The 19,400-nt window shown below is 70.6% G+C and carries 21 protein-coding genes; 4 read left to right on the forward strand and 17 right to left on the reverse strand.

From position 1 onward, the window contains the following. Positions 1 to 147 precede the first annotated feature (147 nt). The 4 genes from ACIBK8_RS11405 to ACIBK8_RS11420 all read right to left on the reverse strand — a co-directional run bounded on the left by ACIBK8_RS11405 (position 148) and on the right by ACIBK8_RS11420 (position 4,172). On the reverse strand, positions 148 to 1,572 hold the full coding sequence (locus ACIBK8_RS11405) for an NAD(P)H-hydrate dehydratase (protein WP_399041510.1): 1,425 nt from the start codon (positions 1,570 to 1,572) through the stop codon (positions 148 to 150). A gap of 68 nt (positions 1,573 to 1,640) precedes the next feature. After that, on the reverse strand, positions 1,641 to 2,009 hold the full coding sequence (locus tag ACIBK8_RS11410) for a holo-ACP synthase (RefSeq protein ID WP_399041511.1): 369 nt from the start codon (positions 2,007 to 2,009) through the stop codon (positions 1,641 to 1,643). Positions 2,010 to 2,049: 40 nt separating this feature from the next. After that, positions 2,050 to 3,897: a glutamine--fructose-6-phosphate transaminase (isomerizing) gene (glmS, locus tag ACIBK8_RS11415; protein ID WP_399041512.1), complete on the reverse strand. Its 1,848-nt coding sequence runs from the start codon at positions 3,895 to 3,897 to the stop codon at positions 2,050 to 2,052. Between the two features lie 83 nt (positions 3,898 to 3,980). After that, complete coding sequence (locus ACIBK8_RS11420; protein ID WP_393683581.1) at positions 3,981 to 4,172, reverse strand: hypothetical protein; 192 nt, start codon at positions 4,170 to 4,172, stop codon at positions 3,981 to 3,983. 295 nt (positions 4,173 to 4,467) lie between these two features. Here ACIBK8_RS11420 and coaA point away from each other — a divergent pair, with 295 nt between their 5' ends. The 3 genes from coaA (at position 4,468) to ACIBK8_RS11435 (ending at position 7,866) form a co-directional block, all read left to right on the forward strand. Then, on the forward strand, positions 4,468 to 5,457 hold the full coding sequence (gene coaA, locus ACIBK8_RS11425) for a type I pantothenate kinase (RefSeq protein ID WP_399041513.1): 990 nt from the start codon (positions 4,468 to 4,470) through the stop codon (positions 5,455 to 5,457). Positions 5,458 to 5,493: 36 nt separating this feature from the next. Next, on the forward strand, positions 5,494 to 6,441 hold the full coding sequence (locus ACIBK8_RS11430; protein WP_399041515.1) for a DUF389 domain-containing protein: 948 nt from the start codon (positions 5,494 to 5,496) through the stop codon (positions 6,439 to 6,441). A gap of 423 nt (positions 6,442 to 6,864) precedes the next feature. Next, positions 6,865 to 7,866 (forward strand): esterase/lipase family protein, encoded by a 1,002-nt coding sequence (locus tag ACIBK8_RS11435; protein ID WP_399041516.1) that lies wholly within the window; start codon positions 6,865 to 6,867, stop codon positions 7,864 to 7,866. An 84-nt stretch (positions 7,867 to 7,950) separates the two neighbouring features. Here the strand turns inward: ACIBK8_RS11435 and glmM are convergent, their stop codons facing one another. From glmM to ACIBK8_RS11455, 4 genes are all read right to left on the reverse strand, one after another. Further along, positions 7,951 to 9,309 carry a phosphoglucosamine mutase gene (gene glmM, locus ACIBK8_RS11440; protein WP_399041517.1) on the reverse strand — a complete coding sequence of 453 codons (1,359 nt, stop codon included), beginning with the start codon at positions 9,307 to 9,309 and terminating at the stop codon, positions 7,951 to 7,953. Between the two features lie 162 nt (positions 9,310 to 9,471). Continuing rightward, positions 9,472 to 9,990, reverse strand: a complete 519-nt coding sequence (gene rpsI / locus ACIBK8_RS11445; protein WP_227046503.1) for a 30S ribosomal protein S9 — start codon at positions 9,988 to 9,990, stop codon at positions 9,472 to 9,474. Between the two features lie 41 nt (positions 9,991 to 10,031). Next, positions 10,032 to 10,475, reverse strand: coding sequence for a 50S ribosomal protein L13 (gene rplM, locus ACIBK8_RS11450; RefSeq protein ID WP_227046502.1), 444 nt, complete (start codon positions 10,473 to 10,475; stop codon positions 10,032 to 10,034). A gap of 291 nt (positions 10,476 to 10,766) precedes the next feature. Continuing rightward, the gene (locus ACIBK8_RS11455) at positions 10,767 to 12,395 is read right to left on the reverse strand and encodes an ABC-F family ATP-binding cassette domain-containing protein (RefSeq protein ID WP_399041518.1); all 1,629 of its coding nucleotides are present in this window, start codon (positions 12,393 to 12,395) and stop codon (positions 10,767 to 10,769) included. Positions 12,396 to 12,509: 114 nt separating this feature from the next. Between ACIBK8_RS11455 and ACIBK8_RS11460 the strand changes: the two genes are divergently transcribed. Beyond that, positions 12,510 to 13,361 (forward strand): hypothetical protein, encoded by an 852-nt coding sequence (locus ACIBK8_RS11460; RefSeq protein WP_393683591.1) that lies wholly within the window; start codon positions 12,510 to 12,512, stop codon positions 13,359 to 13,361. A gap of 55 nt (positions 13,362 to 13,416) precedes the next feature. Here the strand turns inward: ACIBK8_RS11460 and truA are convergent, their stop codons facing one another. The 9 genes from truA to map form a co-directional block, all read right to left on the reverse strand. Further along, positions 13,417 to 14,268 carry a tRNA pseudouridine(38-40) synthase TruA gene (truA, locus tag ACIBK8_RS11465; protein ID WP_399041521.1) on the reverse strand — a complete coding sequence of 284 codons (852 nt, stop codon included), beginning with the start codon at positions 14,266 to 14,268 and terminating at the stop codon, positions 13,417 to 13,419. A gap of 79 nt (positions 14,269 to 14,347) precedes the next feature. Next, positions 14,348 to 14,839, reverse strand: a complete 492-nt coding sequence (gene rplQ / locus ACIBK8_RS11470; RefSeq protein WP_399041522.1) for a 50S ribosomal protein L17 — start codon at positions 14,837 to 14,839, stop codon at positions 14,348 to 14,350. 126 nt (positions 14,840 to 14,965) lie between these two features. Next, positions 14,966 to 15,988: a DNA-directed RNA polymerase subunit alpha gene (locus tag ACIBK8_RS11475; RefSeq protein WP_003956430.1), complete on the reverse strand. Its 1,023-nt coding sequence runs from the start codon at positions 15,986 to 15,988 to the stop codon at positions 14,966 to 14,968. 107 nt (positions 15,989 to 16,095) lie between these two features. Then, positions 16,096 to 16,722, reverse strand: a complete 627-nt coding sequence (gene rpsD, locus ACIBK8_RS11480) for a 30S ribosomal protein S4 (protein ID WP_393683597.1) — start codon at positions 16,720 to 16,722, stop codon at positions 16,096 to 16,098. A gap of 26 nt (positions 16,723 to 16,748) precedes the next feature. Beyond that, entirely contained in the window at positions 16,749 to 17,153 is a 405-nt protein-coding gene (rpsK, locus tag ACIBK8_RS11485) for a 30S ribosomal protein S11 (RefSeq protein ID WP_004571845.1), read from the reverse strand. A 96-nt stretch (positions 17,154 to 17,249) separates the two neighbouring features. Beyond that, on the reverse strand, positions 17,250 to 17,630 hold the full coding sequence (gene rpsM, locus ACIBK8_RS11490) for a 30S ribosomal protein S13 (RefSeq protein ID WP_384594962.1): 381 nt from the start codon (positions 17,628 to 17,630) through the stop codon (positions 17,250 to 17,252). Positions 17,631 to 17,829: 199 nt separating this feature from the next. Beyond that, complete coding sequence (gene rpmJ, locus ACIBK8_RS11495) at positions 17,830 to 17,943, reverse strand: 50S ribosomal protein L36 (RefSeq protein ID WP_003956441.1); 114 nt, start codon at positions 17,941 to 17,943, stop codon at positions 17,830 to 17,832. Between the two features lie 59 nt (positions 17,944 to 18,002). Next, the gene (gene infA, locus ACIBK8_RS11500) at positions 18,003 to 18,224 is read right to left on the reverse strand and encodes a translation initiation factor IF-1 (RefSeq protein WP_003956442.1); all 222 of its coding nucleotides are present in this window, start codon (positions 18,222 to 18,224) and stop codon (positions 18,003 to 18,005) included. Between the two features lie 212 nt (positions 18,225 to 18,436). Beyond that, on the reverse strand, positions 18,437 to 19,279 hold the full coding sequence (gene map / locus ACIBK8_RS11505; RefSeq protein ID WP_399041524.1) for a type I methionyl aminopeptidase: 843 nt from the start codon (positions 19,277 to 19,279) through the stop codon (positions 18,437 to 18,439). Between the last annotated feature and the right edge of the window lie 121 nt (positions 19,280 to 19,400).

The raw sequence follows: 19,400 nt of genomic DNA on the forward strand, positions 1-19,400 counted from the left end.
CCCCGGGTACGGGCGGTGAACCCAGCCACGCGCGCCGCATCCACCCCGCCCTTCACACGGCCAACAGACGTGCCCGGCCGGTACGCCACACCCGCCGTACCGGCCCTTTCTTGTCCAGCCCTTCCCCGTCACTCCTGCACGTCGCGGTCACTCCTGCACGTCGCGCCAGGCCACGCCCAAGTGGTCGGCCACCTGGGAGGCCGTGACCGGGGCACCCCGCACTCCGGCCGCCCGCCGGGCCGCCAGACCGTGCAGATAGGCGCCGGCGGACGCCGCGTCCCGGGCCGGAAGACCGGCGGCCAGCAGCGATCCGGACAGCCCGGACAGCACGTCGCCGCTCCCGGCCGTCGCCAGCCACCCGGTCCCCGTCGGATTGACCCGCACCGGCCCGGTGGCGTCGGCGACCAGCGTCGTCGAGCCCTTGAGCAGCACCGTCGCCCCGTATCCCGCCGCCAGTTCGCGCACCGCGCGCAGCCGGCCCGCCTCGATCTCCGCGCGGTCCCTGCCGAGCAACGCGGCGGCCTCACCGGCGTGCGGGGTCAGCAGGGTGCCGGCCGTCCTGGCGCGCACCCGCTCCGGCGTCAGGAAGCGCAGCCCGTCGGCGTCCACCAGTACCGGCACGTCCGCCGCCAGGACGTCGTCCAGGGCCTCGGCCTCCTCGCCGATGCCGGGCCCGATCACCCACGACTGCACCCGGCCCGCCCGGTGCGGCGGGCCCGCGTGCACCAGCGTCTCAGGGAAGTGCGCGAGCACCGCGTCGGCCGCCGGACCGACGTACCGCACGGCCCCCGCGCCGCCGCGCAGCGCACCCGCCACCGCCAGCACCGCGGCACCCGGATACCGCGCGGAACCGGCCACCACACCGACCACGCCGCGCCGGTACTTGTCGCTCTCCGCCGCGGGCCGCGGCAGCAGCTCCGCGACATCCGCGTGCTGCAACGCCTCGGCCACCGGCTCCCCCGGCAGGCGGAGCCCGATGTCCACCAGCCGCAGCGCCCCGGCCCGCTCCCGCGCCGGGTCGATCAGCAGCCCCGGCTTGTACGCCCCGAACGTCACCGTCGCGTCGGCGCGCACCGCGTCGCCCGGCACCTCACCGGTGTCCGCGTCCACCCCGCTCGGCAGATCGACCGCCAGCACCGTCGCCGTCTCGGCAGCCGCCCGCACCAGCCGGTCGGCCTCCGGGCGCAGCCCGCCGCGACCGCCGATCCCCACGATGCCGTCCACCACCAGATCGGCCCGCTCCAGAGCGGCCCGCGCCTCGTCCGCGACCCGGCCACCGGCCGCCCGCAGCGCGGCCAGCCCCCCCGGATGCGCGCGGCCGGGCGACAGCAGAACGGCGGTCACCCCCGCCCCCCGACGGGCCAGCCCGGCACCCGCGTACAGCGCGTCCCCACCGTTGTCACCACTGCCCACCAGCAGCACCACCCGGGCGCCGTACACCTTCCCGAGCAACTCCGCACAGGCAACGGCAAGCCCGGCCGCCGCCCGCCGCATCAAGGCCCCTTCAGGAAGCCGCGCCATCAACTCCCGCTCCGCCGCCCGCACGTCCGCGACGCTGTACGCAGTCCTCATGGGGTCAGTGTCACATCGGGGGGGGGCGGCGTGGCCCCGCGCCACGGCAGGCCGTCGCGGCCCGTCCCTCACCCCTCCGCAACCACCACAGCCGAAGCAACCCCCGCGTCATGGCTGAGTGAGATGTGCCAGGAGCGGACGCCGAGTTCGGTGGCGCGGGCCTCGACCGTGCCGTGGACGCGGAGCCGGGGTTGGCCGCTGTCCTCGACGTACACCTCGGCGTCGGTCCAGTGGAGGCCGCCGGGGGCGCCGAGTGCCTTGGCGACGGCTTCCTTGGCGGCGAAGCGGGCGGCGAGCGAGGCGGTGCCGCGGCGTTCGCCGCTGGGCAGCAGCAGCTCCTCGTCGATGAAGAGCCGCTGTGCCAGCTCGGGCGTGCGCTCCAGTGCCGCGCCGAACCGGTCGATCTCGGCGACGTCGATGCCGACTCCGATGATCACCGGCCCGCTCCGTGTCCCGTCGAGGGGTGGGTGAGGCCGCTCATTCCACCGTCACCGACTTGGCGAGGTTGCGCGGCTGGTCGACCTCGTTGCCCCGGGCGGTGGCCAGTTCGCAGGCGAAGACCTGGAGCGGGACGGCGGACACCAGCGGCTGGAGCAGCGTCGGCGTCTGCGGGATCCGCACGAGGTGGTCGGCGTACGGCACGACCGTCTCGTCGCCCTCCTCGGCGATCACGATGGTGCGCGCCCCGCGGGCCCTGATCTCCTGGATGTTGGAGACGATCTTGTCGTGCAGCACCGAACGGCCGCGCGGCGACGGGACCACGACGACGACCGGCACGTCCTGCTCGATCAGCGCGATCGGCCCGTGCTTCAGCTCGCCCGCCGCGAAGCCCTCCGCGTGCATGTACGCGAGTTCCTTGAGCTTGAGCGCGCCCTCCAGGGCGACCGGGTAGCCGACGTGCCGGCCCAGGAAGAGCACGGTGTTCTTGTCGGCGAGCCCGCGGGCCAGTTCGCGCACCGGCTCCATCGTGCCCAGCACCTGCTCGACCTGGGTGCCGATCTCGGCCAGTTCGCGCACCACGGCCCGGATCTCGTCGCCCCACTTGGTGCCGCGCACCTGGCCCAGGTACAGCGCCACCAGGTAGCAGGCCACCAGCTGCGTCAGGAACGCCTTCGTCGACGCCACCGCCACCTCGGGCCCGGCGTGCGTGTACAGGACGGCGTCCGACTCGCGCGGAATCGTGGATCCGTTGGTGTTGCAGATGGCGAGGACCTTGGCGCCCTGCTCACGGGCGTGCCGCAGCGCCATCAGGGTGTCCATCGTCTCGCCGGACTGGCTGATGGCGATGACCAGGGTCCGCGGGTCCATGATCGGGTCGCGGTAGCGGAATTCGCTGGCCAGCTCGGTCTCGCAGGGGATCCGCGTCCAGTGCTCGATCGCGTACTTGGCGATCATCCCCGCGTGGTACGCCGTACCGCAGGCCACGATGACGACCTTGTCGACCTCGCGCAGCACCTCCGGCGGGATCCGCACCTCGTCGAGCGCGAGCACACCGGCGGCGTCGATCCGGCCGAGCAGGGTGTCGGCGACGGCCTTCGGCTGCTCGGCGATCTCCTTGAGCATGAAGTAGTCGTAGCCGTCCTTCTCGGCTGCCGACGCGTCCCAGTCGACGTGGTACGCCCGCACCTGCGCGGGCGCGCCGTCGAAGTCGGTGACCGTCACGCCGTCCCTGCGCAGCTCCACGACCTGGTCCTGGCCCAGCTCGACGGCCTCGCGGGTGTGCGCGATGAACGCCGCCACGTCCGACGCCAGGAACGCCTCGTCCTCGCCGATGCCCACCACCAGCGGGGAGTTGCGGCGCGCGCCGACGACCAGGTCGGGTGCGTCCGCGTGCACCGCGACCAGCGTGAACGCGCCCTCCAGGCGGCGGCACACCTGCCGCATCGCCTCGGGCAGGTCGCCGCAGGACGAGTACGCCTCGGCCAGCAGATGGGCGACCGCTTCGGTGTCCGTCTCGGACGTCAACTCGTGGCCGCGGCCGGTCAGTTCGGCGCGCAGCGCGGCGAAGTTCTCGATGATGCCGTTGTGGACGACGGACACCCGCCCGGCGTTGTCCAGATGCGGATGGGCGTTGTCGTCGGTGGGACCGCCGTGCGTCGCCCACCGGGTGTGGCCGATGCCCGTCGTGCCCGTCGGCAGCGGACGGCTCGCCAACTCCTTCTCCAGGTTGGCGAGTTTGCCCGCCTTCTTGGCCGCGGCGAGCTGCCCGTCGGCCAGCACGGCGACACCCGCCGAGTCATAGCCGCGGTACTCCAGCCGCTTGAGCCCGGCGAGGACGACATCAAGAGCGGGCTGCCCGCCCACATAACCCACGATTCCGCACATGCCCGCAGCCTACGCGCCCCCGCCCGGCGCCCCCCGGACCGCGACGCAGCGGGGAACGGGGCGCCGCCGGCCCGGGGTACGCCTCACCAGCCCCGGGCCAGCCGGTCCACCGCGTCCTGCACCGCGTCCAGGAACTCCGCCTCCTCCTCCGAGTCCGTCTCGCCGCCCCGCTCGTCGTTCTCGACGAGTTCGGCGAGGTCCTCGGCCAGGTCCATGTCCGGGTAGGCGTCCGCCAGCTCGGCGTGCACCTGCGCCGCGAATCCGTCCATCGCCATGTCGTCCCCCACTCCCCCGGCGGCCCCTCGGCCCCGGTCCTTCCTCACGGACCGCCACCCCGGCCGTCCGAACAGGCGCGTGTGCACGCCCACCCCCGTACTTCCCTCGGGCCGCACGCGACCCTCATCCACCACTGACCGTAACCGCGGAAACCCGCCGGGTACAGACACCCTTCCGGCACCTCCCCCGCTCCGCCCGCCTGGTGCGGCACGTACGCCCGCCTCCGAACGGCGCCGCGCTCCCGCAGTGCCACCCCGAGGTGAACCGCCCGCCGCGGCTGCGCACAATGGGCGCGTGCCTGAGACGACCGATCCGCAGCAACGACGCCGCGCCGAGCGCTCCCCGTACGTCGATCTGACGCGTACGGAATGGAGCGCCCTGCGGGAGAAGACCCCGCTGCCTTTGACCGCCGAGGAGGTCGAACGGTTGCGCGGCCTCGGCGATGTGATCGACCTGGACGAGGTACGGGACGTCTATCTCCCGCTCTCCCGGCTCCTCAACCTCTACGTCGGCGCCACCAGCAATCTGCGCGGGGCGCTGAACACCTTCCTCGGCGACGCCGGCGGCGGCCACGGCGCGCAGCCGGGCACCCCGTTCGTCATAGGGGTGGCAGGCAGCGTCGCGGTCGGCAAGTCGACCACCGCCCGGCTGCTCCAGGCGCTGCTGGCGCGCTGGCCCGAGCACCCGCGCGTCGAGCTGGTCACCACCGACGGGTTCCTCTTCCCCAACGCCGAGCTGCACCGCCGCGGCCTGATGTCCCGTAAGGGCTTCCCCGAGTCGTACGACCGCAGGGCGCTGACCCGCTTCGTCGCCGACGTGAAGTCCGGCAGGTCCGAGGTCACCGCGCCCGTCTACTCGCACCTGATCTACGACATCGTGCCCGGCGAGCGGCTGACCGTGCACCGCCCCGACATCCTCATCGTGGAGGGCCTCAACGTCCTCCAGCCCGCGCTGCCGGGCAAGGACGGCCGCACCCGCCTCGGGCTCGCCGACTTCTTCGACTTCTCCGTCTACGTCGACGCGCGGACCGAGGACATCGAGAAGTGGTACCTCGGCCGGTTCCGCAAGCTGCGCGAGACCGCCTTCCAGAACCCGTTCTCGTACTTCCGCAAGTACACCCAGGTCTCCGAGGACGAGGCCCTGGACTACGCCCGGATGATCTGGCGCACCGTCAACAAGCCCAATCTCCAGCAGAATGTCGCCCCCACCCGCGGCCGTGCCAACCTCGTGCTGCGCAAGGGCCCCGACCACAAGGTGCAGCGGCTCTCGCTGCGCAAGCTCTGAAACGGCCCGCCCGATCCGCCCGGCCCCGGAGAACCCATGCTGCACCTGCGCCTGATGGTCCCAGCGGACCGCACCGACGACGTCCTGCGGCTGCTGGAGGCGACCGTCGGCACCGCCCATCTCGCCGTGCTGCCCGGCGCCGCCCGCGACCCGCGGGGCGATGTGGTGCTGTGCGACGTGGCCAGGGAGGCCGCCGACACGCTGCTGGAGGAGCTGCGCGCCCTCCGTATCGACGAGGACGGCTCGATCGCGGTCGAGGACATCGGCCTGTCGCTGTCCACGCGCGCCGACCGTGCCGAGCGGGAGGCGCCGGGCGAGGGCGCCGACGCGGTGCTGTGGGAGTCGCTGACCGACGCCACCCACGAGGAGTCCACGCTCTCCGTCACCTACCTCGCCTTCCTCACCCTCGCCACGATGATCGCGGCCTGCGGCGTGGTGCTGGACAACGCGATCCTCATCGTCGGCGCGATGGCGGTGGGCCCTGAGTTCGGCCCGGTGGCCGGGATCTGCACCGCGCTGGTCCGGCGGGCGCCGCGGCTGGCCTGGCGCTCCCTGCTGGCGCTGCTCGTCGGCTTCGCGGTGGCGATGGCGGTGACCATCGGCTTCAGCTTCTTCATGGACGCGGTGCACCTCTTCGACATCGGGGCGCTGGACGCCGCGCGCCCGAACACCGCCTTCATCTACCGGCCCGACTGGTTCTCCTTCGTCGTCGCCGTGCTGGCAGGTATCGCCGGGGTGCTGTCGCTGACCTCGGCGAAGTCCGGCGCGCTGGTCGGCGTGGCGATCTCGGTGACCACCGTCCCGGCCGCCGCCAACGCCGCGGTCGCCTTCAGCTACGGCAGGTTCGGCCAGGCCCGCGGCTCCACCGAACAGCTGCTGCTCAACCTCGGCGGCATCCTGCTGGCCGGCGTCGTCACACTGCTCGCGCAGAAGCTGCTGTGGTCCCGGCAGCAGCGCAGGCAGCGCCAACGCAGCGCCGCCTGACGGCACTCCGTTGGCTCTCCCGCCCCCGGTGATTCTCCTGACGCACGCGTCTTGTCACCGGTACGGGCCGCCCTTACCGTCAGGTAACACGGTCGGAACACGAGCCTTATCGCACCGCGTCGACGGCGAGGCAGGTTTTATGGCGCGTTCATCTCCCTTCGGCGGCCCGGCAGTTGGCGATCCCACGGGCCGTCGGCACCCGGCGGCGACCACCGCACCGGGCCCCGCACACCCGACCGTGTGAGCCACGCGGGCCCGACGGCCCGCCCGCACCGCACGCGCACGGCCCCCTCGCACCCCCTACCGCCATCCGGCCTGCCCCCACCCCCTCCGGCATGCCCTCCGGCGCGTCCCCTCGTTGGCAGTCCGTCGGGCTCCCCGACGCGTCAGGTTCCGGCCTGCCCACCCCCACCTGGAGGCCCCATGAAACGTCCCCCCACACCCCGCCGGCCACTGCGCCGATGGCTCTGCGCCGCCGGCACCGCCCTGTGCCTGGGCGCCGCCGCCCTCACCGCCACGGCACCCGCCCAGGCCACACCCGCCCCCGCGGCCCCGCAGGCACGGCCCGCCACCGCTGACGGGCCGCCGTACCCCGTGGGCGACCTCGGCACCGCCGTACACAACTTCATCGCCAGCCCGGACACCGTCGCCGGCGCCAACAACTGGACGTGCAAGCCCACCGCGCGCCACCCCCGGCCGGTGGTCCTCACCCACGGAACCTTCGCCAACTCCGGGGCCAACTGGGTCGCGCTCGCCCCGATGCTCGCCAACGAGGGCTACTGCGTCTACACCCTCAACTACGGCATGAACCAGCTGTCGTTGGGCCGGGTCGGCGGGCTCACGGACATCGGCGCATCGGCCACGTCACTCGGCACCTTCGTCGACAAGGTGCTCGCCGCCACCGGCGCCGAGAAGGTCGACCTGGTCGGCCACTCCCAGGGCGGCATGATGCCGAACCAGTACCTGAAGCGTCTCGGCGGCGCCCGGAAGGTCCACGCCCTGGTCGGCATCGCACCGAGCAACCACGGCACCACCCTCGACGGCCTGGTCGACCTCGGCAATTCGATGAACGCCCTCGGCTTCGCCAACAGCTTCCTCGACCTCGCGGGGCTGACCGCCCTCAAACAGCAGGAAGCCGGATCGGACTTCCAGAACGCCCTGTGGAAGGACGGCGACACGGTGCCGGGTGTCCGGTACACCGTCATCCAGACCCGGCACGACAAGGTCGTCACGCCCTACACCAACGCCTTCCTGCACGGCGAAGGCGTGACCAACGTCCTCCTCCAGGACCAGTGCCCCGACGACAAGGTCGGCCACGTCGGCCTCTTCCTCGACGGCCCCACCCTCCAGAACGTCATGAACGCGCTCGGCCCCGCCGACCCCGGCTTCAAGCCCTCCTGCACCAACTACGGCCCGGCGACCTGACAGGCAGTCAACTCGCGGCAGCGCAAAGGGCCTTCCTTCCCCGGCCGGGGAAGGAAGGCCCTTCGGCACACGCCTCGCGTCCGGTCAGCCCAGCGCCGACTTCACCGCGTCCGCCAGCCGCTCGGCGACCGCGCGGGCCTGCTCGATGTCGGCGGCCTCGACCATCACCCGGACCAGCGGCTCCGTACCGGAAGGCCGCAGCAGCACCCGCCCGGTCGCGCCCAGCTCACGCTCCGCCTCGGCGACCGCCGCGGTCAGCGAGGGCGAGGTGGTGACCCGGGACTTGTCGACGTCGGGGACGTTGATCAGCACCTGCGGCAGCCGCTCCATGACCCCGGCCAGCTCGTCGAGCGGCCGTCCGGTCGCCGCGACCCTGGCCGCCAGCATCAGACCGGTCAGCGTGCCGTCCCCGGTGGTGGCGTGATCCAGCACGATGACGTGCCCGGACTGCTCGCCGCCCAGCGCGAAGCCGTTCGCCTTCATCGCCTCCAGGACGTACCGGTCGCCGACCGCGGTCGCCACGAAGTCGATGCCCTCGCGCTCCATCGCCAGCTTGAAGCCCAGGTTGGACATGACCGTGGCGACGACGGTGTTCTTGCGCAGCGCACCCGACTCCCGCATGCCGAGCGCCAGAACGGCCAGGATCTGGTCGCCGTCGATCTCGTTGCCCGCCCGGTCCACGGCCAGACAGCGGTCCGCGTCGCCGTCGTGCGCCACACCCAGGTCGGCGCCGTGCTCGACGACCGCGGCGCGCAGCAGACCCAGATGGGTGGAGCCGCAGCCGTCGTTGATGTTCAGGCCGTCCGGGTCGGTGCCGATGGTGACGACGTCCGCGCCGGCCCGCGCGAACGCCTCGGGCGAGACCCGCGCCGCCGCGCCGTGCGCACCGTCGATGACGATCTTCAGACCGTCAAGGCGGTTGGGGAGGACACCCACCAAATGGGCGACGTAGTTGTCGAAGCCCTCGTCGTAGACGGTGACCCGGCCGACACCCGCTCCCGTCGGACGCTCCCAGGGCTCGCCCGCGCTGTGGCCCCGGTAGGTCTGCTCGATGCGGTCCTCCAGCTCGTCGGCGAGCTTGTGGCCGCCGCGGGCGAAGAACTTGATGCCGTTGTCGGGCATCGGGTTGTGGCTGGCGGAGAGCATCACACCGAGGTCCGCGCCGAGCGACCCGGTCAGATACGCGACCGCCGGGGTCGGCAGCACGCCCACCCGCAGCACGTCCACACCCGCGCTGGCCAGGCCCGCCACCACGGCGGACTCCAGGAACTCACCGGACGCCCGCGGATCTCGCCCGACCACGGCCACCGGCCGATGCCCCTCGAAAGTGCCCGCCTCTGCGAGTACGTGCGCCGCAGCGACCGACAGACCGAGCGCCAGCTCCGCCGTCAGATCCGCATTGGCGACACCGCGCACCCCGTCCGTTCCGAAGAGTCGTCCCACTGGTGTCCTCCGAGTGTCTGAGCTTGGTCCAGCGTGTGGAATCCAGGTATACGCCCCCGGCGTCCAGATATACGTCCCTGGCCCCGGATAGCCGAACGCCCCGGCAGCACGGAAAGTGCCACCGGGGCGTTCGCCAAGTGCTGCATGTCGCAGCGAGCGCGCTTAGCGCTTGCTGTACTGCGGCGCCTTGCGAGCCTTCTTCAGACCGGCCTTCTTGCGCTCGACCGCACGGTCGTCGCGCTTGAGGAAGCCGGCCTTCTTCAGCGTGCCGCGGTTGTTCTCGACGTCCGCCTCGTTCAGCGCACGGGCGACGCCCAGACGCAGCGCACCGGCCTGGCCGGAGATGCCGCCGCCGGAGATGCGGGCAACCACGTCGTAGCGGTTGTCCAGCTCGAGCACCTTGAAGGGCTCGTTGACTTCCTGCTGGTGCACCTTGTTGGGGAAGTAACCCTCAAGGGTGCGACCGTTGATCTTCCACTGGCCGGTGCCCGGAACGATCCGGACGCGGGCGATGGCGTTCTTGCGACGGCCCAGGCCGGCAGCCGGCTGCGGGTCGCCGAAGCGGGAGGCGAGGGACTCGGAGGTGTACTCGCCCTCCACGACCTCGGTCTCGGTGGTGTATTCCTCGACGGCCGCCTCGTCGTTCTCGATGACGGGGGTCTCGGGAGTGGTCTCGGCCACGATGCTCCTCAGATTCTTTTCGTCTTAGGGGGTGGCCGGACTTACTGCGCGACCTGGGTGATCTCGAACGGGACCGGCTGCTGCGCAGCGTGCGGGTGCTCGGCGCCCGCGTAGACCTTCAGCTTCGAGAGCATCTGACGGCCGAGGGTGTTCTTGGGGAGCATGCCCTTGATGGCCTTCTCGACGGCCTTCTCGGGGTTCTTGTCGAGCAGCTCGTCGTAGCGGACGGACCGCAGACCACCCGGGAAACCCGAGTGGCGGTAGGCCATCTTCTGGCTCCGCTTGTTACCGGACAGGTGCACCTTGTCGGCGTTGACGATGATGACGAAGTCACCCATGTCAACGTGCGGCGCGTACACCGGCTTGTGCTTGCCCCTCAGGAGGGACGCGGCCTGGGTGGCCAGACGGCCCAGGACAACGTCCTGCGCGTCAATGATGTGCCACTGGCGCTGGACATCGCCGGGCTTGGGGCTGAACGTACGCACGGTCGTAGCCTTCGCTTCTTCAGTGATGGGGTCACCCCGTACCCGCGAGGGTCCGGAGGACGGGGTCCTGTACTGGACACCTGGTCGATCGCACCAGCACTGGCAGCGCTACGGGTGACGCAACCCGATCGTCCGCCGCTGGTTCATCGGCCCGGTGGCCGGCGTAAGGGCCCCTCACGTGAGATAGAGCAAGCCAATACGCATAACGAACCAGCAGAATACCGGCCTGCACCCAGCCGGGTCAAAACGCGCCGGAGCGCCGGGCCGGGACCGGCGCTCCGCCGACCCGCCCTACCGCGCCCGCTCCACCCGGCGCTCGTCCCACACCGGCTCCGCCGTCTCCCGCACCAGGCCGTCCGACCCGAAGACCAGATACCGGTCGAAGGACCGCGCGAACCACCGGTCGTGCGTCACCGCGAGCACCGTCCCGTCGTACGCCTCAAGACCCTCCTGCAACGCCTCCGCGCTCTCCAGGTCGAGGTTGTCCGTCGGCTCGTCCAGCAGCAGCACGGTCGCGCCCGCAAGCGCCAGCAGCAGGATCTGGAAACGGGCCTGCTGGCCGCCCGAGAGCCGCTCGAAGCGCTGCTCCGCCTGGCGCTCCAGCTCGTACCTGCGCAGCGCGCTCATCGCCTTGCCGCGGTCCTTGGCGTGCTCGGTCCACAGGATGTCCAGCAGGGTGCGGCCCTGCAGCTCCGGATGGGCGTGCGTCTGCGCGAAGTGCCCGGGAACCACCCGCGCGCCCAGCTTCCAGGCGCCGGTGTGCGCGACCGGACTCTCCGCGTCCCCGGCCAGCAGCCGCAGGAAGTGCGACTTGCCCGAGCCGTTGGACCCCAGCACCGCGACCCGCTCGCCGTAGAAGACCTCCAGGTCGAAGGGGCGCATCAGGCCGGTCAGCTCCAGGCCCTCGCAGGTGATCGCGCGCACACCCGTCCGGCCGCCCGTCAGCCGCATCGTGATGTCCTGCTCACGCGGCGGCTCCGGCGGCGGGCCCAGCTCCTCGAACTTGCGCAGCCTGGTCTGCGCCGCGTGATAGCGCGAGGCCAGCTCGTGGCTGTTCTCCGCGGCCTGCCGCAGATTGCGCACCAGCTTCTTGAGCTGCTCGTGCTTCTCGTCCCAGCGCCGCCGCAGCTCCTCGAAGCGCGCGAACCGCTCCTTGCGCGCCTCGTGGTACGTGGCGAAGCCGCCGCCGTGCACCCAGACGTCCGACCCCGCGGGCCCCGGCTCGACGCTGACGATCTTGTCGGCGGCCCGTGCCAGCAGCTCCCGGTCGTGGCTGACGAACAGCACCGTCTTCTTCGTCTCGCGCAGCCGCTCCTCCAGCCAGCGCTTGCCCGGCACGTCCAGATAGTTGTCCGGCTCGTCCAGCAGCAGCACCTCGTCGTTGCCGCGCAGCAGCGACTCCAGCACCAGACGCTTCTGCTCGCCACCGGAGAGCGTGCGCACCAGCCGCCACTGCGCCTTCTCGTACGGCATCCCCAGCGCCGCCATGGTGCAGATGTCCCAGGCCGTCTCGGCCTCGTAGCCCTGCGCCTCCGCCCAGTCGCTGAGCGCCTGCGCGTACCGCATCTGCGCGGCCTCGTCGTCCACCGTCATGATCGCGTGCTCGGCCTCGTCCACCGCGGCAGCCGCCCGGCGCAGCCGTGGCTGGGCCACCGACACCAGCAGGTCACGCACCGTGCGCTCGTCCCGCACCGAGCCGACGAACTGCGGCATCACGCCGAGCCCGCCACTGACAGTGACCGCACCGCCGTGCGGCGTCAGCTCCCCCGCGATCAGCCGCAGCAGCGTCGTCTTGCCCGCACCGTTGGCCCCCACCAACGCGACCGATGCGCCTTCCCCCACCCGGAAGGAGACGTCCCCCAGCAGGACCCTCCCGTCCGGCAGGTAGTACTCCAGATGCCCGGCCTCCACATGTCCCATGAAGCGGATTGTCACCGGACACCACCGGATTCCCCAAGCGGGTTTGTACGAGCGGGCCCGGGGAGCCCCTCCGGGCAGGCGCCACCCCGGACCGGCTCCTCTAAGATGCGCGGCATGAGCTTTGGGCATGGGGGGCCGTTCGACGGCCCCGGGGGATCCGGTTCCACCCCGGACTGGGAAGCGCTGGCCGAGGAGAGCGAAGCGGGCGCCAAGCGGAAGCGCTGGCTGCTGATCGGCGGCGGCGCCCTGGCCACCGTCGTCGTGGCGGGCATCGTCGCCACCGCGGTGGTCAGCAGCAACAGCGGCGGCTCCGACGGCAAACCGACGGCGCACGGCTCCGCGTCCGGCTCGGCCGTCGAACCGGACGCGCCGCACCCGTCCTTCTCCGACGTCTCGGTCCCGCCGCCGCCGAACCCGCGGGACTACATCACCGACCCGCAGAAGGACAAGGCGCCCTTCACACCCGCCACCCTCTTCCCCGACAAGAAGATGGTGATCGGCGAGCACACCTACCCGCGCACCGCGACCGCCGCGTCCAAGGACTGCACCGAAGCGGCCCAGGGCGCCCTCGGCTCCCTGCTCAAGCACAGCGGCTGCACCTCGCTGCTGCGCGCCACGTACGCCAAGAGCGGTGTCGCGGTCACCGTCGGCGTCGCCGTCTTCGACTCCGCCGCAGCCGCCGACCACGTCAAGGACAAGGCGCCCAACAACCTCGCCCCGCTCTCCGGCGGCAGCGTCGACGAGACCTTCTGCCGCGGCACGGCCTGCCGGATGACGACCAACGCCACCGGCCGCTACGCCTACTTCACGATCGCCGGCTACCTCGACGGCAAGCGCGTCACGAACGCCTCGGCCCCGGTGATAAAGATCGGCAGGGACGGCGAGTCCTACGCGTTCGCCCGGATCATCCAGCGCGGCAAGGACCAGGCGGAGAAGGCCGCGGAGGCGCAGGCCGGCCAGTCCTGAGCCGGCCGGGCGGGGGGCGGCACCGCACCGGCGGCCCCCGCCGCCCCCGGCCGCCTCAGCAGCAGCCGGCCCCCGGCAGCGTCCGCTTGTTGCGCGCCTCGCGGTTGCGGGCCATCAGCTGCTCGTCGGCCGGATAGCCGACCTCCTCCAGCGTCAGCCCGTGGGGCCGCACCACGTGCACCGCCGAGTCCCGCACCCCCGCGGCCAGCACCTTCCCCGGCCACTCCACCGGCCGGTGCCCGTCCCCGACGAACAGCAGCGCGCCCACCAGCGAACGCACCATGTTGTGGCAGAACGCGTCGGCCCGCACCGTCCCGGTCAGCACCCCGGCCGCGTCCCGCACCCAGCTCAGCTCCTGGAGCGTACGGATCGTCGTCGCGCCCTCCCGCCGCTTGCAGTACGCCGCGAAGTCGTGCTCGCCCAGCAGCGCCTGCGAGGCCGCGTTCATCGCCTCGACGTCCAACTCCCAGTCGTGCCACAGCACATGGCCGCGCAGCAGCGGATCGACGCCCCCGGGGTGATCGGTCACCCGGTACGCGTACCGCCGCCAGATCGCCGAGAACCGCGCGTTGAAGCCGTACGGCGCCTCGGCGGCCCGCCACACCCGTATGTCCTTCGGCAGCCGCCCGGCCAGCCGGCGCAGCAGCCGCTCGCCGTGCTCGGCCCAGACCGCATCCGGCAGATCCACATGGGCCACCTGCCCGCGCGCGTGCACCCCGGCGTCGGTCCGCCCGGCGACGGTCAGCTCGAACGTCTCGTCCGAACGGGTCACCGTCCGCAGCGCGGTCTCCAACTCCCCCTGGACGGTGCGCCTTTCGCGCTGCTTCGCCCAGCCGGAGAAGTCCTTTCCGTCGTACGAAAGATCCAGCCGCACCCGGACGTACCCGGGCTCCACCTCATCGCTCACGCGTCGATCCTCTCAGAGCGGGCAAACGGAACGGGCCCGCTCCCCGAAGGGAACGGACCCGTCCGCAGACTCAGCGGCCTCAGGCGTCCTTGGACTCCTCGGCCGGCGCCTCGTCGGACTTGGCCTCGGCGGCCTCGTCCTTCTTCAGCGCGTCTTCCTTGACCGCACGCTTGGTGGCGGCCTCGGCCTCACCGGTGGCCTGCTGGGCCACGGTCAGGGCCTCCACCAGCTCGATGACGGCCATGGGAGCGTTGTCGCCACGGCGGTTACCGATCTTGGTGATGCGGGTGTAGCCACCCGGGCGGTTCTCGAACCGCGGGGCAACCTCGGTGAAGAGCGTGTGCACGACGCTCTTGTCCGAGATCAGCTGCATGACCTGGCGGCGGTTGTGAAGGTCGCCCTTCTTCGCCTTGGTCACCAGACGCTCGGCGTACGGACGCAGACGACGGGCCTTGGCCTCGGTCGTCGTGATGCGGCCGTGCTCGAAGAGCGCGGTGGCCAGGTTGCGCAGCATCAGACGCTCGTGCGCAGCGCTGCCGCCCAGACGGGCACCCTTGGCGGGCTTCGGCATGGTGTTTCTCCTTCATTGCTGCACCGGCCGTATCAGGTACCGGTGTCAGTTCCCACGAGGCGGGCGCCCCACGGAAGATTTCACACGACCGGGCCCGGGGACGCACCCCGGGCCCAGCCGCAAAACTCAGTACTGCTCGGTCTCCACGAAACCGGCGTCCGCGTCGTCATCGGCGCCGAAGGCGTCCGCGGCGGCGGTCGGGTCGAATCCGGGCGGGCTGTCCTTGAGCGCCAGGCCCATGCCGGCCAGCTTCGCCTTGACCTCGTCGATCGACTTCGCACCGAAGTTGCGGATGTCGAGCAGGTCCGCCTCGGAGCGGGCCACCAGCTCGCCCACCGAGTGGATGCCCTCGCGCTTGAGGCAGTTGTAGGAGCGGACCGTCAGCTCCAGCTCCTCGATCGGCAGCGCCAGGTCGGCCGCGAGCGCGGCGTCCGTCGGCGACGGGCCCATGTCGATGCCCTCGGCGTCGATGTTGAGCTCGCGCGCCAGGCCGAACAGCTCGACCAGGGTCTTACCTGCCGACGCCATGGCGTCACGCGGACGCATGGCCTGCTTGGTCTCGACGTCGACGATCAGCTTGTCGAAGTCGGTGCGCTGCTCGACACGGGTCGCCTCGACCTTGTACGTGACCTTGAGCACCGGCGAGTAGATGGAGTCGACCGGAATGCGGCCGATCTCCTGGCCCACCTGCTTGTTCTGGACGGCGGAGACGTAGCCGCGACCGCGCTCGACGGTCAGCTCCATCTCCAGCTTGCCCTTGCCGTTGAGCGTGGCGAGGACCAGGTCGGGGTTGTGGACCTCGACACCGGCCGGCGGGGCGATGTCCGCGGCGGTGACCAGACCGGGGCCCTGCTTGCGCAGGTACATGACCACGGGCTCGTCGTGCTCGCTGGACACGACCAGCTGCTTGATGTTGAGGATGAGGTCGGTGACGTCCTCCTTGACACCCGGCACGGTGGTGAACTCGTGCAGGACGCCGTCGATGCGGATGGACGTGACCGCCGCACCCGGAATCGAGGAGAGGAGCGTGCGACGCAGGGAGTTGCCGAGGGTGTAACCGAAGCCCGGCTCCAGGGGCTCGATCACGAACCGCGAACGGTACTCGTCGACGACCTCTTCGGTCAGCGACGGACGCTGAGCGATAAGCATGTGTGCATCCTTCAGTCGTGGGCGCCCGCTATTTGACGCCCTCTGTACACAAGGGTACGGGCGGTACCGCTCCGAAGAGCCTGTACCGCCCGAGCCCGTCGCCCTACTTACTTGGAGTAGAGCTCAACGATCAGCTGCTCCTGCACCTGGGTGTCGATCACCTGGCGCTCGGGCATGCTGTGCACGAGGATCCGGAGGTTCGACGGGATCGCTTCCAGCCACGCCGGAACGGTCCTCTCGCCGGCCTCGGCCTGCGCCACCGCGAACGGGGTCAGGTTCCGGGAGCCCTCACGGACCTCGATGATGTCGTTCGCGGACACCCGAGCCGACGGAATGTCGGTCTTGTGGCCGTTCACTGTGATGTGTCCGTGACGCACCAGCTGACGGGCGTGATCGCGGGACTTGGCAAAGCCGGCCCGGTAGACCACGTTGTCGAGGCGGGTCTCAAGGATGCGCAGAAGGTTCTCACCGGTCTTGCCGGTCTTCTGGTTCGCTTCCTTGTAGTAGTTCACGAACTGCTTCTCAAGGACACCGTAAATACGGCTGCACTTCTGCTTCTCACGAAGCTGGAGCAGGTATTCGCTGTCCTTGGTGCGCCCGCGACCGTGCTCACCCGGGGGGTAAGGACGAATCTCGATCGGGCACTTTGCGCTCTCGCACTTGCTCCCCTTGAGGAAGAGCTTCTGCTTCTCCCGACGGCAACGCTTGCAGTCGGCCCCGGTGTAACGCGCCATATTGTTTTGTCTCCTACTTCAGCGGGTCAGACGCGGCGACGCTTGGGAGGCCGGCATCCGTTGTGCGGAGTGGGGGTGACGTCCTGGATCGAACCCACCTCCAGGCCGGTGGCCTGGAGCGAGCGGATCGCGGTCTCACGGCCGGAGCCGGGGCCCTTGACGAAAACGTCGACCTTGCGCATGCCGTGCTCCTGCGCGCGACGGGCAGCCGACTCGGCGGCCATCTGCGCGGCGAACGGAGTCGACTTACGCGAACCCTTGAAGCCCACGTGACCGGCCGAAGCCCAGGAAATCACGTTGCCGGTCGGGTCGGTGATCGACACGATGGTGTTGTTGAACGTGCTCTTGATGTGAGCGTGCCCGTGGGCGACGTTCTTCTTCTCCTTGCGGCGCACCTTCTTGGCGCCGGCCGTACGGCCCTTCGGAGGCATTCATAACTCCCGTGGAGGTGGTCGGTCCTACAGCGAAGACCGCTTGGGGGGCCTAGGGGGAAGTCCCCCGGAGGCCACAGTGCGTCCTGCTGAGGACTACTTCTTGCCCGGCTTCTTCTTGCCGGCAATCGCGCGACGCGGGCCCTTGCGGGTACGGGCGTTCGTGCTGGTGCGCTGACCGTGGACCGGAAGGCCACGACGGTGACGCAGACCCTGGTAGCAACCGATCTCGACCTTGCGGCGGATGTCGGCCTGAATCTCGCGACGGAGGTCACCCTCGGTCTTGAGGTTGTTGTCCACGTACTCGCGGATCTTGATCAGGTCTTCCTCGGCCAGGTCGCGGACCCGGGTGTCCGGGTTCACGCCGGTGGCGGCGAGGGTCTGCTGCGACAGCGTGCGCCCAATGCCGAAGACGTAGGTGAGGGCGACCTCCACGCGCTTTTCACGCGGGAGATCAACGCCTGCGAGGCGTGCCATTGATGTGGCTCCTGATGGCTATTCGGAGGTCTTCCGCAGCACCGTTCCCGTAAGACTCTGCTGAATTACGAGCCGGGCCCCGGCCTCCGAGCCGGGGGTGTCGTCCCCACGCGAGAAATGCGGGGGTCGGGTGTCTGCGTATGTACGTTTTTACGTGCGTCGCGCGAAAAACTGCGAAATGCAGGTTGGTCGGCGTGCGTCAGCCCTGGCGCTGCTTGTGGCGCAGGTTGTCGCAGATGACCATGACCCGGCCGTGACGGCGGATCACCTTGCACTTGTCGCAGATCTTCTTGACGCTCGGCTTGACCTTCATGGGTGTGAGGTTCTCCGGGTCAGTGCCGTCACCCCACGGGAGCGGGGCGGCGACAAGATCTACTTGTAGCGGTAGACGATCCGGCCACGCGTCAGGTCGTACGGAGAGAGCTCCACCACGACCCGGTCATCCGGGAGAATACGGATGTAGTGCATCCGCATCTTGCCGCTGATGTGCGCGAGGACCTTGTGACCGTTCTGGAGCTCCACCTTGAACATCGCGTTCGGCAGAGACTCGATCACGGTGCCCTCGATCTCGATGGCACCTTGCTTCTTGGCCACGCTTCGCCTTTCGAATCGGCTACCTTGATCAACTCTCCTGCGTGGGCCACTCCGAGAAGCGGGCACACGGATGCACGAGAGCCGACGCGTCAGTCTACGTCAGCGTCACCGAAAAGACGAATCCACGATTATTGCCCACCCGGGGAGATCCTTACGCCACCGCGCCGCCATCGGCCCGTCGCCGCGGCCGGACGGCGGGCCAGGCCGCCGGATCAGGCGCCCGCGAGCGGGTCGGGCGCGGCCTGGATGCCCAGCTCGGCCAGCTTCGCCTTGCCGCCGTCCACCGCGGTCAGCACCAGCGGGCCCTCTTCGGTCAGCGCCACCGAGTGCTCCCAGTGCGAGGACCAGCCGCCGTCGTTCGACTTGACCGTCCAGTCGTCCTCGAGCACGTGCGTCTTGGCGGTGCCGAGGTTGACCATCGGCTCGATCGCGATGCAGAAGCCGGGCACCAGCTTCGGGCCGCGACCGCGCTTGCGGTCGACGTAGTTCAGCAGGTGCGGGTCCATGTGCATCTGCGAGCCGATGCCGTGGCCGCCGTAGTCCTCGACGATGCCGTACTTGCCGTTCGAGGGGCGCGGCTGCCGGCGGATGTAGCCCTCGATCGCCTTGGAGATGTCCATGAGGCGGTTGCCCTTGCTGACCGCTGCGATGCCGGCCCACATCGACTCCTCCGTCACCCGGCTCAGCTCGACCAGCTCCGCGGAGTGACCGGTGCCGACGAACGCGGTGTACGCGGCATCGCCGTGCCAGCCGTCGATGATGGCGCCGCAGTCGATGGAGATGATGTCGCCGTCGCGCAGCACCGTCTCCGTGTCGGGGATGCCGTGCACCACGACGTCGTTCACCGACGTGCAGACCGTCGCGGGAAAGCCGCCGTAGCCAAGGAAGTTGGAGGTGGCGCCGTGCGCGGCGAGCACCTTGCGGGACACGTCGTCCAGGTCCTTGGTCGTCGCGCCCGGCACCGCGGCCTCACGGGTCGCCGCGTGAATGGCGGCGACCACCAGCCCCGCCTCGCGCATCTTCGCGATCTGCTCCGGGGTCTTGATCTCCACCATGGCGAATAACGCCTTCCTGAACCGACGATGACGACATCTGCGTCCTTTGCCCGGCCGACCGCCGGACGGGCGCGCCCGCCCCCATACACGATACGGCCGCGCCGCCCTCGCCGGGCAACGC

This window comes from Streptomyces sp. NPDC050161, from assembly GCF_044460025.1.
GTDB lineage: Bacteria > Actinomycetota > Actinomycetes > Streptomycetales > Streptomycetaceae > Streptomyces.